Raw genomic sequence first — 17,010 nt, forward strand, 5'->3', positions numbered from 1 at the left:
GTTTCATTTTCTCGTTTCCGTCACTCCCCTTCTTTATCATAGCCAAATAATAGCCGCAATTAATCCAATCAAAAGAAGCACAATCCAGAACAGGATTTTGTTTAACTTAGCCTGAAAAATACTTCGTTTTTGATTTTCGATTCGACGACTTTTGATAACTGTCGGTTCAACTTCAATCTGCAGAGTATCCTGATTGACAGCTCGCCGTGGAGCAGCATAGCCAAAAGTTCCTTTTCTAGCAATAGAAATGACCTTAGTTTCTTCATCGTCCATCAGCAAGGGACCATCAATATGTTCTCCACGATTAGCCCGCTCAATGATTTCATCTGTTAATAAAGCTTTTCCCATTGATCTACATTCCTATTTATTCAGATTTTTTTGTTGCCAGTACTGAAGAGCCATGATGGTCTTGGCATCGCAGATGTCACCGTTTTGCAGCAACTGCTCCGCCTCTTCCAGACTAACTTCAAAAAGTTCCAATGTTTCATCCTCGTCTTGGGGACGAGGGTTTTCGACCTTTGTTAAATGGCTGGCGCTGTAGAGCTTGATTTTTTCATTGCAAAAACCGATGGCAGAGTAGAAATCATAGACCAACTCCAGCTGTCCTGTGTAGCCTGTCTCTTCTTCTAATTCTCGGAGGGCCGCTGCTTGGGGATCAGCATTCTCTCCTAGCTCCAGCTTGCCAGCTGGGATCTCGTAAGAAGTCGCTTCAATTGCCTTGCGGTACTGCTTGACTAAAATCATCTTATTTTCCGGAGTGATAGCAATCACGGCTACCGCGCCATTATGAAAAATCAAATCCCGTTGGGCTTGGCCTTTGCCCTCTGGCAGCTCTACCTGGTCCTGAACCACTTTAAAAATCGGTCCTTGATAAATCTCCGTCCGTTGGACGGTCTTTTCTTCAAATTCCATGACTAAACCTACTTATTTTGAGGATGATGAGGAAGCCGCTTAGCGTAATCTTCCTTGTTAATCTGACGGCCACGTCCCAGAGCGATAGCATCTGCTGGCACATCCTTCGTAATCGTAGAACCCGCACCGACCAGTGAATTGTCACCCAGCTCAACTGGAGCAATAATGGTCGAGTTGGAACCAACAAAGACATTATCGCCAATGATAGTCTTGTACTTCTTCTGACCATCATAATTGACCGTAATTGTTCCCGCACCAAAGTTGACATTAGCGCCAACCTCAGCATTCCCGATGTAGGTTAGATGTCCAGCCTTAGTATTTTCACCGATAGAAGAACCCTTAACTTCTACAAAGTTGCCGACATGGACATCCTTAGCCAGACTAGAACCTGGACGAATGTGAGCGTAAGGCCCGACCGTCACACCATCTGCCAAGCTAGACTCTTCAATCATGGAGCTGGTAATGACAGCTCGCTCTCCAATTTCTGAATCTACAATATAAGTCCCATTGGTCAGGATCGTCTCTGCCCCAATCTTGGTTTGACCTTTCAGAGTCACATTGGCTTCAATTTGCACTTCAGGTGCGATTTCTACATCTACATCAATATAGGTCGCATCTGGATTGACAAAGCTGACACCGTTAATCATGTGCTGCTGGTTAATTCGGCGACGCATAATGCTTTCAGCTGTCGCCAAAGCCACGCGGTCATTGACACCGAGGCTTTCATCAAAGTCTTTCAGCGTATAAGCACCAACTTTTTCACCATTCTCGCGGAAAATGCCAATCACATCTGTGATATAGTATTCGCCTTGAGCATTGTTGGTATTGATATTTTTGAGGGCCTCAAAGAGACGGGCATTATCAAAGACATAAGTACCCGTATTGATTTCCTTGATTTGCTGCTCAAAATCTGAAGCATCTTTTTGCTCAACGATTTTGATCACTTCTCCGTGCTGGTTGCGCACGATCCGGCCATAACCAAATGGATTGTCCGCTTCTGCTGTCAGGATTGTCGCAACATTCTTGTGATTGATATGAAAATCAATCAAATTTTTCAAGCTTTCTCCCGTAATCAGGGGAGTGTCGCCAGCAATGACCAAGGTTTGACCAGTTAGATTTTCCAAAACAGGCTCGGCCATCATAACCGCGTGACCAGTTCCCAGCTGCTCGGTCTGACGGACAAACTCTGTCTGACCAGCCAAGACTTGCTCGACCAGCTCCGCCTTGTGCCCGATAACAGTAACAGTCTTCTCAGGCTCAATCGCACTAACACTGCGGAAAACGTGCTCTAGCATGGAAATTCCTGCTACCTTGTGCAATACCTTTGGTAAATCTGATTTCATGCGGGTACCCTTACCCGCAGCCAAAATAACGGCATAATTTGTCATAAATGAACTCTTTTCTCTAAGATATTACCCTTATTATACCACTAAAAGAGAATTTTTTAAAATGCTAATTGCAGAAGCAGGGAATCGCACTTAGAGAAAAAGATTTATGAACCAAATCACTCTGCTCAATTTGCAATCCACTCCATCCAGACCAATTCTTTAAAGTTCTTTTAGCGGAAAACGTTTTTTTCCTTCGTTTATACTAGCTTTTGATAGCAGCGAATGACCAGCAAATTGTTCTCCTTAAACACTATAGGTCTATTGCTTCTATTATCAAAATTTGGTTGGCGATTACACATTTAAAATTGATAAGTAATGAAATATTTGCTATAATGACATAAAATCAAATGTTCACCCCTGCCTTATGAAGTGCAGAAAGCTCTACAAATCTGCTAGGGCAATACCATTTTTATGTGAACCACTTTGGGATGATAGGGTCCAAGGATTGTGAGCTCCACTTTCTAGTTTTCTTGTTTTTATCTGGCTAATTATATATTTAAACTTGTAAGGAGATCTTGGTTATGATATTTACTAAAAATCGCAAGAAGAGAGATGAATACTACCAACAGATTGACAGAATCTATAATAGCGATAGTATCATCATTAGCTCAAAGCTACGTGAAGAGCTCCTAAATAGTGCCAAGGGGCTACAGAAGGGGGACCAAATTAGTTATTTAGCATTTAAGTTGTACCCTTTTGTATGTGACGAGGTGCTCAAGAATAAGTCCGATGAATTGATCGCATTCAAAAAATACCTTGAAAAAACAAGATGGAAATATTATTGGGGAAGTGTGCGACGATAAAAACTCATAGAATCTCCCAGTGGAACTGTTAGTCTGATGACTTACCGTTCACACTAATTGAGGTTCTATGAGTTTTTTTCTTGTACGATATTTACAATTTAGCCATAAAAAAGAGAAGACCAAGTTGATCTTCTCCATATTATGACTTCTCTTCAATCCACTACAATTCAAAATTAGCCCCATAGTAGAAAGAACTGGATCAAAAATCAATCATTCTTGGTCTTATTCCCATCCTCTTCCTGTTTAATGCTCTGTGATGTATTTATAAACTTCTTGGCCTGCTACTGCTCCGTCTCCAACGGCTGTGGTGATTTGGCGTAGGTCTTTCTGACGAACATCACCAATAGCATAAATGCCGTCAATAGCTGTTTTCATATGTTGATCCGTCACAATCCAGCCATCTTCATTGCAAATACCCAGATCTTTGACAAAGTCGCTAACAGGATCTAGGCCGACATAAACAAAGACGCCACCAAAGTCTGACTCGCTGCTCTGTCCTGTTTTGACATTTCCAAAAACCACACTGGTTACCCTGCGGTCGTCTCCTTTGATTTCTTTTACGACAGAATCCCAGATAAAGCTGATTTTTTCATTGGCAAAGGCTCGCTCCTGCAAGAGCTGCTGCGCCCGCAGTTGGTCACGACGGTGAACAATGGTCACAGACTTTGCAAAGCGCGTGAGAAAAATCGCTTCCTCAACGGCAGAATCGCCGCCTCCGACCACTAAGAGATCCTCATCACGGAAAAAGGCACCATCGCAGACCGCACAGTAGGAAACGCCGCGGCTATTGTATTCTTCCTCGCCAGGAACTCCTAGATGACGATGGTTGGCACCAGGAGCCAAAATCACTGTCTTGGTCTCAAATACTTCATCCTCAGTAATGATTTTCTTATAGTCGCCATGGTCTTCAATTTTTTCAACTTGACCAAACAAATGCTCTACGCCTAGATTTTCTAGGGGCTCAAACATCTTTTCAGCCAGCTCTGGTCCGCTGATACGAGCATAACCGGGATAATTTTCAATCTCCGCAGTATTATTCATCTGGCCGCCGTAAATACCGCGTTCCAGCAGGGCCACTTTTAGATTACTTCTAGCAGCATAGAGGGCTGCTGTCATTCCCGCAGGACCAGCTCCAATAATCATTGTATCGTACATCATCTTTTTCCTTTCTCTTTGTTGTAACTACTGTTATTCTAACAAACTAGCGTATCTTTTACAAGTATTTAGGCTTTAAGAACAACCAGTAAACCAAAAATCGTAAAAGACAAAATTGGAATCGTCATAATTGTAATCAAAAGAAGATCGTAAATTTGGCTTTGGCCTACCGCAAGCGTCCGATCCTTGCGGCCAAGTCTCTGCAATAGAAACCAGAAGCCATCGACAAGTCCTACCAGAATCGTCGTATAGATGAGACTTTGGATATAGAGAGAAAAAATCTTAATTAACATGTCAGCTCCTCAATAATCAGTTGCCTTAAAAAGGTTTTAGTCGAAAACAAACCCAGCTGGTCTAGCCAACTGAGCTTTCACTTTTTCTATTATATCAAATATAAGTCCGTTTGTAACTAGCAAAGAATTCTTTGGTTCTCGCTTCCTTGGGATAATTGATAATCTCCTCTGGACTGCCTGACTCGATAATATGCCCCTTATCCAAGAAAAGCACCCGATCTGCTACCTGAGAAACAAAAGAGATATCGTGGCTGACCAGAATCATGGTTTGTCCTGCTTTAGCAGCGTCAGCAATGGATTTCTCTACCTCACCGACTAGCTCTGGGTCAAGGGCTGAGGTCGGCTCATCCAGCAAGAGAACATCTGGCTTCATGGCCAAGGCCCGCGCTAAAGCCACTCGCTGTTTTTGACCGCCTGATAAATGCTTGGGATAATGATTCTCACGGTCAGACAGGCCAACCTTTGCCAACTCTTCCTTGGCAATTTTAGTCGCTTCTTGATCAGATAAGTTTTTAACTACCAGCAGACCTTCCTTGACATTTTCCAGAGCCGTCCGACGGGAAAATAAATTGAACTGTTGGAAAACCATGGCCAATTTTCGACGCAGAGTCAAAATTTTATCTGGTGAAATAGTTGAAAAATCCACTTTAAAGTTATCAATTTCAATCCTTCCGCTGTCTGGCTGTTCCAGATAGTTAAGGCTACGCAGGAAGGTTGATTTACCAGCACCTGAAGAGCCTATTAGAGCAATGACTTCGCCTTTTTGAATTTCCAAACTCAGATTATCCAAGACCTTTTGTCCAGAAAATTCCTTACTTAACTGGGAAATTTTAATCATCAAATCCTACCTCCTTGCGCTTGCTCCATTTTGTCCAGATTGGCTGGCGCCTTGATATCCATAGCCTTTTCAATCGCACGACCGATTTGCTCAATCACGATATTGACAATCCAGTAAATAATCGAAACGGAAATGAAGCGCTCAAAATAACGATAATCCGAACCACCGATAGCCTGAGCCTTGGCAAAGACTTCTACGACACCCGCACTAAAGGCCAGAGAAGTTCCCTTGGTCAAGCCGATGAGGGAGTTAATCAGAGTCGGTGTTGCCACAACTGCTGCATTAGGAATGATGACCCGCAGATAGACTTGGCGATTAGTCATTCCCAGACTGCGAGCTGCTTCAATCTCACCCGGATCCACCGAAAGAATCGCTGCCCGAATCGTCTCGCTGGCATAGGCCGCTTCATTAAAGGCAAAGGCGATAATAGCAAAGACTGAGGCAGGAATGGCATTGATATTAAAGGCCGTCCCATATTTTTGATTGATAGCTTTCAGCAGGAGCGGAATCCCAAAATAAGTCAACATGAGCTGAACTAAAAGAGGCGTCCCACGGAGGAAGCTCACAAAGAGAGACTGAATAGGATACAGAATTCTCGTGCGGTTAATCTTGACCACTGCAAAAATCATGGCCAAGATGATGCCAAAAAATGCCCCACCCAGCGTCAACAAAAGTGTGACAGGCAAGGTTTTCAGGATCGCTGGAATGGCATCAAAAACAGCCCGTAGACTAAACAGTTTACCGTCTGGAAGGAGCTTCAAGAGCTCTTCATACCAGTTTGCAGCTAGGATATAAGTTGTAAACATTTCAATTACTTCTCTTTCTCGATAATGCATTATTCTATCATAATTTGGCCCAGATGAAAACTATTTGGCATCAAGAATAGGTAATCTTTAAACCTTTAATAGATAGATGGGAAATAACAATAAAATAGACCAGTAATCCTAGTCTATCATAGTTTCACTGGTCTTTAAAATATAATTTTTCTATATCGTCCATAGAAAGAATTTATAGCTAAAAAGTCTGGCGCTTAGCCTTGCGTTCTGCCCGACCACGTGCGCGGTTCTCAGCTCGCTTGGTCTTACGGCGCTTTTCATTAACTGCCCATTGGATTTTCTTCTTATAGCCTGGTTTGATTTTTTTCTTTTTCTTCTTGACCAGACCAATCATTTCTGTGTCCAGCTTCTCCTTGGTCTTCTCCCGATTAGCGCGGCGATCCCGGTCGTAGGTATCTTGAAATTCGCCATTTTTGATCATCTTAGGAGTAAACTTGATGCCCAGCTTTTCCAACTCACGAATATCAGAATCGTCACTCGGCTGATAGAGGGTAATGGCTGTGCCGGGAAGACCATTTCGTCCAGTCCGACCAACGCGATGGACAAAGAAAGATAAATCCTGCGGAATGGCATCATTGATGACATGGCTAACGCCCTCGATGTCAATCCCCCGAGCCGCCAAGTCCGTCGCTACGATGTATTCAAAATCCAGATTCTTGACCTGATTCATGATACGCTTGCGCTCCCGCGGCGGGATGTCACCGTGAATCTTAGCTACTTTTAGCCCTTGCGCAGTCAGATAGACCTGCAATTCATCCGCCCGAGTCTTAGTATTGACGAAAATCATAGCCAGATAAGGCTGGAGGATCTGACTAATCTCATAAATCTGGGCATTCTTATCCCGCCCCTTGGTTGACAGGAGCCAATTATCAATAGTATCCGCAATCACTGTCTTGGTCTTAATCTGCTCCATGACTGGATTGGACAGGTATTTTTTCAAGAAAGGTTGGAGCTTCTGCGGAATGGTAGCCGAGAAGACTAAAAACTGCAGGTCTTTAGGCAAGCGAGCCGCAATCCGGTCTACCGTCTCCAAAAATCCCATATCAAGCGTCATATCAGCCTCGTCCACGACAAAGGTATGAGCCTTATGGATAGCCAAATCACCTGACTCGACCAAGTCATAAATCCGCCCCGGTGTTCCAATGACGATATGGGGCTGGCTGGACTCTAGTTTGCCAATTTGGCGAGCCTTGTCAGTCCCGCCGACATAGTTGGCCACTCGAATCTCTTGCTCTGAAAAGCTAGCTAGCTGACGGGCAGCCTGATAGATCTGAGTTGCTAATTCTCGGCTGGGTGCTGTAATCACTGCTTGGACACTATCAGCCTCTTCGTCCAGCTCTTGGAAGATGGGCAGCAAGAAGGTATGCGTCTTGCCTGATCCTGTCTTAGATTCACCGACCAAGTCTCGGCCAGATAACACAACCGGAATCAGCTTTTCTTGAACCTCTGTCGCCTCCACAAAGTTCAGGTCCTTGAGGGCTTCCTGAATATAATCTTTAAAGTTAAATTCTGTAAATTTCATTTTTTCCTCTGTTTACTCTTAATCTTATCTAATTATACCAGAAAAATATCTTTTCTGCTCGGCTCAGGACAAGAAAAGGCGGGCTTACACCCACCTTCATATCACAAATATAGAATGGCCAACGTCAGCAAGCTAGCTAAGAGACCTACGCCCCAGAAGAAGAAGTCAACCTTCCATTCGCTCCAAGGCTGACCATGCCCAGAAAAGCCACCCAGTTCAAAGTGGTGATGGACTGGCGTCATACGGAAAATCCGCTTGCCACCCGTCAACTTGAAATAAGTCACCTGCATCATAACAGAAGTCGTTTCAAAGACATAGACGATTCCGATCAGAAGCAAGGTCCACTCTTGGTGCAAGGCAATGGAGAGGGCTGCAAGCATACCACCCAAGGCAAGACTTCCCACGTCCCCCATAAAGATTTTAGCTGGCTTATGGTTAAAGACAAAGAAGCCTAGCAAACCACCAATCATGCTGATAATGACAATAAGAAGGTCAAAGCGCTTCTGCTCCAGAGCAATGACTCCGTAAGCCACCAAGCTGATCGCAACGGAGATACTAGCCAAGCCATCAATTCCATCGGTCAGATTGACAGCGTTGGAGAAACCAACCAGCCAAAAGAGGACGAAGAAGATATAGAGGAAGCCCAGCTGCACTGGAATCGTAAAGACATTGAGAGAGTCGCCTGCCCCGTGCTGATTGTAGAAGAAGTAAAAGATAACTCCCCCTACCAGCTGCAGAGCTAGTTTCTGTTTAGGATTCAGGCCTTCGTTGATCTTACGGAAGATCTTGAGGAAATCATCAAAAAAGCCAACGATTCCGTAGAGAACCAAGATAAAGAGAATCATAATCAAGCCGTTGGACAGTTGTTGGGAAAGCAAGGCTGTCACAAAACTAGCCAAAACAGAAGCAACCAGAAAGACGGTTCCCCCCATCGTCGGCGTTCCAGCCTTAGCCTGATGCTGCTTGACATCCTCGTGCATTTGCTGGCCTGAAATATGAGCCTTGTGATAAAAACGGATAAAGGCAGGAATCCCAACAAGGGTTAGGATAAAGGTCAGAATTCCTGCAATAATTGCTGTTAACATGCTAGTCTCCCAATGTAACGGTTATTTTTTTCAGTTTTTTCAGGTCTGTATTGACCTTCTCCTTCTGCTTGACAACTTTTGAGCCTTTGCCTTTAAAATTGACTTCCAGCCCTTGCCATTCAGCAAATTGCTCCACATTTTCCTTAGTCCAGCCATACATATCTGGCAAATCTTCAAAGTTATCACTTAAAATCAAAATCTGTTGATTAGCTTTCAGTTCTTGCCCTTCTTTTACAGAAATTTTCTTGATTTCACTGCCTGTTCCTAGGATGACGGGCTGCACTAGATTGCGGCGAAGCTCATCAGCCAAGCCTCCTGGGCTAATTTGATTTTTCAGCTTCAGTTGCTTGGTCAAACCATCGATAGATGGCATTTTGTAGGTTGTTTCTTTTTCAACCAGTTCCAAAGCAGGGCTATCACCAGTCAGATTCAAACTGTCTTTAAGCGCCACAGCTTCTTCCAAGACTGGATTAACAACTTCCTGCCAGAAAAGTGGTGAAAATTTAACTTCAGGCTGCTGAACAGTGACATACATAATGAAATCTGGACTTTCAGCTGGCGTCATGGCTACCACGGAGTAAATGTAATTATTCTCCCCTTCCAAATAGCCCTTATCTGTAGCAATTTGGGCTGTTCCGGATTTTACGGCCACATCTTGCCCAGAAACCTTGATAACTGGTTCTCCGCCGATATTCAGTGTTCCATAATAAGGGACCGTTCCGACCTGAATCATATAGTCCCGAGTCGTTTTCGCTGCTTTTCCTGAAACTGGATGACCAACGATTTCTGGCTGGGATTTACGGGCACTACCTGTTCGTGAATCATAAATAGCAGAGATAAATTTCGGCTCTAACATAACACCATCATTTGAAATAGCCGAAAAGGCACGTAACATCTGCACTTGGGTTACCCCAATCCCTTGTCCAAAGGAACTCATAGCAATAGTTACAGCATTGTCTGTAGGCAAGGCACCATATTCTTCATAGCCCATTCCAAAACGAGTCGGTAAGCCAAATTTGAATTTTGATAGATAGTCTATCCACTTGGCATCTCCCATGTCTTGCTCAATGCGTGTCATCCCAACATTACTAGAGTAAGTAAAACCTTGAGCATAGGTCAGGACTTGTCCTGTTGATAACCCCATGTTTACATCCCAGTCGCGGATGGTAGCATCTGCAATCTTATATTCCGAGTTATCGTATGTTCCAGTTGGATTAAAGGATCCATTATCAATCGCTGAGGCTAGAGTCATAACTTTCATCGTTGATCCAGGCTCATACTGCGTCTGGTAAAGGAAGTTATTCCAAGTTTTCAAATGATCTACATTCAGGCCCTCTTTAGTATCCGCATTATAAGTCGGACGCTGGGTCGTTGCTAGAATCTCGCCTGTCTTGGCACTGACCAAAGTCGCACTGACAAATTTTCCTTTAGCTGTTTCTTGGAAGGCATCCATCCGCGTTTCCAAGTATGTCTGTAGCTGGGCAGAGAGGGTTGTATATACATCTTTTCCGTCTTCTGTCTTAACAGAAACTTCCTCTGAACCTGGGATGATGTTTCCTTTGCTGTCTTTTTCATAGGTAACCAGACCATTCTGACCACCTAAAATACGATCTAGCGACTGCTCCATCCCTGATTTCCCTACAAGAGTTTTGTTACCATCTTTATCCTCTTGCATCTGAGCCTGACCGATAAATTGCGAAGCAAAGATACCATTACTATAGCTACGGTTAGGGCTGGTTGTAAAATCAATCCCCTCTATCTTTTCCTTTTCCATCGCTTGTCGGATAGAGCTCATAGTACTATAAGTGATCCCATTTCCTTGGGAACCAAAAGAAACCTGTTTTAAATCCTTTTGCGCAAGTTGCTGCTTAACATAGTCCTTATCCATTCCTAGATGTTGATTAAGAATCTCAGCAACCTTTTCATACTGGGACTCCTCTACATAGAGGACCTTGCCAGCAGCGGATTTGTATTTTTTATCAATAACAGCATAAATGTTATAAGTCGTTGCATCTTCAGCGATCGGGACACCGTTGCGGTCATAGATAGTTCCTCGCTTGGCAGCGACCACGACTGTCTTTTGGTGCACTTGCTTAGCACCTTTTGACAAATTAACACCGAATTTCTGATCTGTCCCGATAATGGTCGCAAAATTAATCAAGAAAATGAAAAAAAGAAAGACGGCCAAGGCACTCATGCTTTTTCCCACTCTTTTTCGATTGTATTCAGGTGTCTGTCTGTTTTTTAAAGCATATCGCTGAATGTTTTTTAAAAATCTATTACTCATTGGTTGTACTCACTGTCTTACGATTTCCCTTTTGGAGTTTCATATCCTGAGAGCTGGCCAACTGGGACAGCCTTTCATAACGTGTCAATTCATTCACTTCTTGCTTAATATTATCCAATTCAGCCTGCTCTGACTCAATCTGAGCATTAACTTCAGTCAAATCATGGTTGACCTGCAATAGCTTGGTCTGCATAAACACAATACTGACTGCAAGGATAATCGCTGTTAAAATAATGGAGCCATAGAAGGCTTTTTCGACTCGAGAAAATTTCCGAATCCGTTTTTGAATAGGGTGTTGCTTTCTTTCTGCCATGAAACTTACTCATGCACCTTCCTAGCCACGCGCAACTTCGCAGAATGGGCGCGATTATTGGCTTCTAATTCTTCTTTACTTGGTAAAATAGGTTTGCGTGAAACTAACTCCAGCTTGGGCTGCAAATCATCTGGAATGAAAGGCAGTCCCTTGGGAACATCTACGGTTGAGGCTTCTTTAAACAGTTGCTTGGTCAGACGATCCTCCAGCGAATGAAAGGTAATCACTGAAATACGACCACCTACAGCCAACAAATCAATGGCCTGCTGAATGGATTCATCGGCCGCCCCCAACTCATCATTGACCTCAATCCGAATAGCCTGAAAAATCTGCTTAGCTGGATGACCTTTTTTCTTCAGTTCCTTAGCAGGTTTGGCTGATTTGATAATTTCGGCCAGCTCTGTCGTCGTTTCGATGGGTTTGATTTCTCTCGCTTGCTCGATCTTACGGGCAATCTGCTTGGAAAACTTATCTTCACCATATTTGAAAAAAATACGGACTAAATCGTTGTAAGGATATTGATTTACAACTTGGTAAGCTGTCAAGGCAGCTTCTTGATTCATCCGCATATCCAACGGAGCGTCCTGCTTATAAGAAAAACCGCGCTCCCGCTCATCTAGCTGCGGACTAGATACGCCCAAGTCGTAACAAATTCCATCAATCTTCTCGACCCCTACTTCATTCAAACGAGTCTTGAGATTGCGGAAATTATCCTTGATAAAGGTCACCATGCCCCGCTCAATATAGGGAGCCAGACGTTTTTTTGCATTATCAATCGCAGTCTGATCTTGGTCAAAGGCATACAAATGTCCCTTATCTCCCAGCTTACTCAAAAGATACTCGCTGTGACCAGCTCCGCCCAAGGTCGCATCAACATAGATGCCATCTGATCGAACATCAAGCTGGTCAATCGTTTCGTGAAGAAGTACAGTAATGTGATGAAATTCTTTTGTCATATCCTATCTATTATATCACATTCATGTATAAAAAAAATCTAAAAGAATATATCAGCTTTTGATAGGCCACCTTATAGCCTTTGCAAGTCACTTTTAGATTTTTACCACTTAGCTTACCAGCTTCTACCAGTCAGCGAAAAGACCTTGCGGGCATGCCATATTCTGCTATAATCATAACTACCAATGCATTGCGAGTTGGAATTCTTTCACATTCCAAAATTAATTCGTCCCCAAGGAGATTTATTATGAAACTTGCTTTACGAAATAGACTATTTTCCTTTATCAGTCTGTCACGGATCTTTAATATCCTAGGCTCTTCTATCTATAATATCGTTTTTATCGTATTTGCTTCTAGCATGCCCCAACCCAAGTTTGCAGTCGGTATTGCCAACTTTATCGTTCTTGTTCCTACCTTTTTCACGGTCTTTGTCGGTATGCAAGCTGACAAAACCCGTCAAAAGGCTCGCTGGCTTATCCATCTAGGTTATCTGCAAGCCTTCCTCTTCATTCTAGTCGCCCTCCTGACCAAGTCTGCCTCCTACCTCGCCTTTGCTACCGTCTGCTTTCTCAATATTTTTTCTGACATTATCAGCGACTATCGCAGTGGCTTACAGATGCCTATCTTACAGAAAAATATAGAAGAGAAAGATTTGATGGAAGCTTACTCTTTCACTCAACTTCTCACTTTTTTAGGAAATTTTGCTGGGCAAGCCTTGGGCGTCTGGTTACTTAGTATCAGCCAGCAGAATTTCGCTATGGTCGCCCTCATCAACGCCCTCTGCTTCCTACTCTCCTCAAGTACCCTCTATCTGATCCGCCAAAAACTCACCCATGATGCCCCAGCCATTGCAGAGAAAAAACTCCCTTTCAAGACTCAGATGAAAGACCTTTACCAGAATGTCCAAATGATTTTTGAACAAGAAAAAATCGGAAACTTCCTGCTAGTGCTGCTTCAAGTCCTCCTCTTAAACGCATTGGCCGGCTCTATCATGGGACTCTACAACCTCTATTTATTGGATCACCCATTTTGGGGGCTGAATCTGAGCCAGTCTCTGCTAGTCATCGAGTCCTGCACAGTGATTGGGATTATCTCTGCCAGTGCCTTCTCAAATGATTATTTTTCCAAGCTCTCTCTGATGAGACTCGTCGTTTGGTGCTCGCTAGCTCTGCTCCTCCTAGGACTCAGCAATTTACTCCAAGCTCCTGCTCTCTTAGGAATTTTCTTTCTTACCTTTCTCATGTACATCTCTGGAAAAATCAATCCTAAAATCAACAGCATGCTACTGAGTAAACTTCCCGCGGAAGTATTAGCCCAAACCTCCAACTTTCTTACCATGCTCTTTACCTTTTCCATTCCACTGGGAAGCATGCTTTTTACCAGCCTTGGTCTGTGGAATATGGGAAGCGCTTGGTTGGTCTTCTCTCTGCTTAGCGGTGTCTGCCTTCTACTCAGTCTCAAAAATAACTAGAGTTAAAAATCGTCATAATTTAATACAAAAAAGAAGGAAGCCTAGGCTTCCTTCTTTCTTACATATTTTTCAATCTTTCCACCCGATCAGAAATTGGTGGGTGAGTATAAAAGAGCTTTTGCAAGCCACCCTTCTTCTTAGGATCATTGATATAGAGGGCTGCACTGGCGTCATCTACATGGTGCTCCATAGGTTGACTATTGTCTAACTTCAGCAGGGCATTGATCATGCCCTTAGGATTGCGGGTCAGCTCAACACTTGAAGCGTCTGCCAGATACTCACGTTGACGGGAAATAGCCAACTGCACCAATGTTGCAGCAAGCGGCGCCAAGAGAAGAGCCAGCAGAGAGACTATCATCAAAACAATTCCTAAGCCATTGTCATTGTCCCGATTGTTTCTTCGACGGCCACCACCGCCAAACCACATCATGCGCCCAGCCATGCTAGACAGCATCGTGACAGCACTTGTAAGTGCCACTGCAATCGTCGAAATGCGAATATCATAATTGCGAATATGACTGACTTCATGCCCCATTACACCTTCAAGCTCTTCACGATTCATGAGGGCAAGCAAGCCAGTTGTGGCAGCCACTGCCGCATTCTCAGGCTTTGAGCCAGTCGCAAAGGCATTGGGTGAAGCATCTTCTATGATGTAGACCCGAGGCATAGGAATCTGAGCCACCATAGCCATATCCTGCACAACGTGATAAAGTTCAGGCGCTTCCTGCTCGGAAACTTCCCTTGCACCGTTCATTGACATGACAATCTCTGTGGACTGAAAAATCATACTGACAGCATAAATACCACCGATGATGAAAGCAATGGCCATCCCACCAAAGGGAGAATCGAGCCAAAGATAGCCGACAGCTGCCCCAATCAAAGCTAAAAGAGCAAAGAAGGCGACGAGGAGAACCCAAGTGCGCCTTTTATTGCTGGCAATTTGGTCAAACAACATAGTGGCCACCTACCCCAAATCGCTAAAATCCACTTTAGGAACAGCCTTTTCTTCCTCTGGTGTCTTCAAAAAGTCTGCTGCTTTGAAGCCAAACATACCTGCAATAACATTGCTTGGGAAAGTTTCCATTTTGACATTGTAGTTGCTGGTTACTGAATTGTAAAGCTGACGAGAATAAGCAATCTTATTTTCTGTATTTGTCAACTCTTCCTGAAGTTTCAAATAGTTTGTATTTGCCTTAAGGTCTGGGTAATTTTCAGCAACTGCAAAGATACCAGAAATCGAACGAGTCAGGGCATCACTAGCCTCCATAGCTTGGGCAGGTGATGAGGCAGCAGCTACTTGGTTACGCAATCGAGTAACATTTTCAAAGGTTGATTTCTCATATTTCCCATAACCTTTAACCGTCTCTAAAAGGTTGGGAATCAGGTCATTTCTGCGCTTGAGCTGGACATCAATCTGACTCCAAGCTTCCTGAGTCTGCATACGGCTTTTAACAAGACCATTGTAAACAGAAATCACGAAAATAGCTACAACTGCCACAACTGCAATAATAATTAAAAACATGGACATAATAAAGATACTCCTTATGATTTGATTGCACCTATTATAACAAAAAAAGCTCAACCTGTCTTTCTTGACATGTCATCTAGTAAAATAGGCTTATCTTAAATAATATTCAAGCGCTAAAATAGTCAGAAATCTAGAAAAAGCTTCTTCACTTTTCTAGAAATCAGAGCAAGTCAGTATCTAATCCTTGGGTACCCAAGAAGCCAATCATCAGAAGCACCCTGCCCCGTTTTATGATATAATAGGATGAATACTGAAAACAAGGATGAAACTATGACACCGCAAGAATTTTACCAGCTACTAAGCCAGCAGGGAATTGAGCTGACCGATCGCCAGAAAGACCAGTTTGAGCGTTATTTTGAACTCTTGGTCGAATGGAATGAAAAAATCAATCTGACAGCTATCACAGAAAAAAATGAGGTCTATCTCAAGCATTTCTATGATTCAATTGCACCCGTTTTGCAAGGCCTGATTGATAATCAAGAGCTTAAGCTATTAGATATCGGAGCCGGTGCCGGCTTTCCTAGCCTCCCTATGAAAATCATCTGTCCCCAGCTGGATGTAACCATCATTGACTCCCTTAACAAACGAATCAACTTCCTAAAACTACTTGCAGAAGAGCTGGAGTTGGACAAGGTTCACTTCTACCACGGCCGTGCAGAAGACTTTGCTCAGGACAAGGCCTTTCGAGCTCAATTTGACCTAGTGACTGCCCGTGCAGTCGCTCGGATGCAAGTCCTATCTGAACTGACCATTCCCTATCTAAAAGTTGGCGGGAAGCTCCTAGCACTCAAGGCTTCCAACGCTCCTGAAGAACTGGAAGAAGCAAAAAATGCCCTCAACTTACTCTTTAGCAAGGTCCAAGACAACCTCAGTTATGCCCTACCAAACGGTGATCCCCGCTTTATCACAGTGGTTGAAAAGAAGAAAGAAACGCCCAATAAATACCCCCGCAAGGCCGGTATGCCAAATAAAAGACCATTATAAAAAGAAAAATCAGGCAATCCTTGCCTGATTTTTTATGTTTGTTAAACCATATTATTTTTCCACAGCTTCATTATAGATTCGAATCCGAGGAGCAACTTGATTTATCACATCTAAAAACTGTAATAAGTCAATATATTTTTGATCCGTATAAGGTCCAAAAGCCAGACGAATATCTTTGTTAGAACTCATTGGATTGTAATACAGATACAGGTGATGAACTTTTGCATACTTTGTTTCTTGCACTTCCTCAATCTTAATGGTCACATCAATTAAATCAGAAAGCATGAGAAATTGGAAATAAGCATCCACCCGTATGATGGCATCCTTGTAGAGATAGAGAGATAAGCTTTCACGCGCATAACGAGAGTCGCTATAAATCAGTTGAAGATCCTTTTCCAGCTCTGGAAAGTGAGAATAAAGTTCTTGACAGCGTCGCAAACTCTTTTCCCTATTGACTATAGCAAGGCAAGTAAAGAGACCGCTCATCGCCATTAGCAAGATGATTGAAATCAGGGTCATTCTCCCCCCGACTTCATCTGTCTGTGACAAAGCCAAGAGCAAAACGAAAGCCCCTAGACCACAAAAAACAGGAAAAAGTAATTCCTTATAAAATTTAAGATTTATTTTTTCTTGCACCAATT

Annotated in this window: 17 protein-coding genes; 2 read left to right on the plus strand and 15 right to left on the minus strand. The window is 43.2% G+C overall.

Going from position 1 to position 17,010, the window contains the following annotated elements; translation table 11 throughout:
- Positions 1 to 36: 36 nt before the first annotated feature.
- The 12 genes from macP to rsmH form a co-directional block, all read right to left on the minus strand.
- Positions 37 to 348: a cell wall synthase accessory phosphoprotein MacP gene (macP, locus tag HMPREF9960_RS05805; RefSeq protein WP_005591846.1), complete on the minus strand. Its 312-nt coding sequence runs from the start codon at positions 346 to 348 to the stop codon at positions 37 to 39.
- Positions 349 to 360: 12 nt separating this feature from the next.
- Entirely contained in the window at positions 361 to 912 is a 552-nt protein-coding gene (locus HMPREF9960_RS05810) for an NUDIX hydrolase (protein ID WP_005591845.1), read from the minus strand.
- 8 nt (positions 913 to 920) lie between these two features.
- Entirely contained in the window at positions 921 to 2,300 is a 1,380-nt protein-coding gene (gene glmU / locus HMPREF9960_RS05815) for a bifunctional UDP-N-acetylglucosamine diphosphorylase/glucosamine-1-phosphate N-acetyltransferase GlmU (RefSeq protein WP_005591844.1), read from the minus strand.
- A gap of 1,046 nt (positions 2,301 to 3,346) precedes the next feature.
- Entirely contained in the window at positions 3,347 to 4,258 is a 912-nt protein-coding gene (gene trxB, locus HMPREF9960_RS05825) for a thioredoxin-disulfide reductase (protein ID WP_005592292.1), read from the minus strand.
- 68 nt (positions 4,259 to 4,326) lie between these two features.
- A complete protein-coding gene (locus HMPREF9960_RS05830) occupies positions 4,327 to 4,551 on the minus strand; it encodes a DUF4059 family protein (RefSeq protein WP_005591841.1) in 225 nt (74 codons plus the stop codon).
- Positions 4,552 to 4,645: 94 nt separating this feature from the next.
- Positions 4,646 to 5,389, minus strand: a complete 744-nt coding sequence (locus HMPREF9960_RS05835; RefSeq protein ID WP_005591840.1) for an amino acid ABC transporter ATP-binding protein — start codon at positions 5,387 to 5,389, stop codon at positions 4,646 to 4,648.
- The gene (locus HMPREF9960_RS05840) at positions 5,389 to 6,195 is read right to left on the minus strand and encodes an amino acid ABC transporter permease (protein ID WP_005592287.1); all 807 of its coding nucleotides are present in this window, start codon (positions 6,193 to 6,195) and stop codon (positions 5,389 to 5,391) included. Before HMPREF9960_RS05840 ends, HMPREF9960_RS05835 begins: the two co-directional genes overlap by 1 nt.
- A 208-nt stretch (positions 6,196 to 6,403) precedes the next feature.
- A complete protein-coding gene (locus HMPREF9960_RS05845) occupies positions 6,404 to 7,747 on the minus strand; it encodes a DEAD/DEAH box helicase (RefSeq protein WP_005591838.1) in 1,344 nt (447 codons plus the stop codon).
- A gap of 101 nt (positions 7,748 to 7,848) precedes the next feature.
- Positions 7,849 to 8,832 (minus strand): phospho-N-acetylmuramoyl-pentapeptide-transferase, encoded by a 984-nt coding sequence (mraY, locus tag HMPREF9960_RS05850; protein ID WP_005591837.1) that lies wholly within the window; start codon positions 8,830 to 8,832, stop codon positions 7,849 to 7,851.
- A gap of 1 nt (position 8,833) precedes the next feature.
- Positions 8,834 to 11,119: a penicillin-binding protein PBP2X gene (gene pbp2x, locus HMPREF9960_RS05855; protein WP_005591836.1), complete on the minus strand. Its 2,286-nt coding sequence runs from the start codon at positions 11,117 to 11,119 to the stop codon at positions 8,834 to 8,836.
- Positions 11,112 to 11,432, minus strand: coding sequence for a cell division protein FtsL (gene ftsL / locus HMPREF9960_RS05860; protein WP_005591835.1), 321 nt, complete (start codon positions 11,430 to 11,432; stop codon positions 11,112 to 11,114). The genes pbp2x and ftsL overlap by 8 nt, the downstream gene beginning before the upstream one ends.
- Positions 11,433 to 11,437: 5 nt before the next feature.
- Positions 11,438 to 12,388 (minus strand): 16S rRNA (cytosine(1402)-N(4))-methyltransferase RsmH, encoded by a 951-nt coding sequence (gene rsmH / locus HMPREF9960_RS05865; RefSeq protein ID WP_005591834.1) that lies wholly within the window; start codon positions 12,386 to 12,388, stop codon positions 11,438 to 11,440.
- Positions 12,389 to 12,633: 245 nt separating this feature from the next.
- On the opposite strand from rsmH, the gene HMPREF9960_RS05870 reads away from it, so the two are divergent.
- The gene (locus tag HMPREF9960_RS05870) at positions 12,634 to 13,857 is read left to right on the plus strand and encodes an MFS transporter (protein ID WP_005591833.1); all 1,224 of its coding nucleotides are present in this window, start codon (positions 12,634 to 12,636) and stop codon (positions 13,855 to 13,857) included.
- A gap of 58 nt (positions 13,858 to 13,915) precedes the next feature.
- Here HMPREF9960_RS05870 and htpX read toward each other — a convergent pair whose 3' ends face one another.
- Positions 13,916 to 14,812, minus strand: a complete 897-nt coding sequence (gene htpX / locus HMPREF9960_RS05875; RefSeq protein WP_005592282.1) for a zinc metalloprotease HtpX — start codon at positions 14,810 to 14,812, stop codon at positions 13,916 to 13,918.
- Between the two features lie 9 nt (positions 14,813 to 14,821).
- A complete protein-coding gene (locus tag HMPREF9960_RS05880; RefSeq protein WP_037586270.1) occupies positions 14,822 to 15,379 on the minus strand; it encodes a LemA family protein in 558 nt (185 codons plus the stop codon).
- Positions 15,380 to 15,655: 276 nt separating this feature from the next.
- On the opposite strand from HMPREF9960_RS05880, the gene rsmG reads away from it, so the two are divergent.
- Positions 15,656 to 16,369 carry a 16S rRNA (guanine(527)-N(7))-methyltransferase RsmG gene (gene rsmG / locus HMPREF9960_RS05885; protein ID WP_037586271.1) on the plus strand — a complete coding sequence of 238 codons (714 nt, stop codon included), beginning with the start codon at positions 15,656 to 15,658 and terminating at the stop codon, positions 16,367 to 16,369.
- Positions 16,370 to 16,420: 51 nt separating this feature from the next.
- Here rsmG and HMPREF9960_RS05890 read toward each other — a convergent pair whose 3' ends face one another.
- Entirely contained in the window at positions 16,421 to 17,005 is a 585-nt protein-coding gene (locus HMPREF9960_RS05890) for a hypothetical protein (RefSeq protein ID WP_005591829.1), read from the minus strand.
- Positions 17,006 to 17,010 lie beyond the last annotated feature (5 nt).

The organism is Streptococcus cristatus ATCC 51100 (genome assembly GCF_000222765.1).
Classification (GTDB): Bacteria; Bacillota; Bacilli; order Lactobacillales; family Streptococcaceae; genus Streptococcus; species Streptococcus cristatus.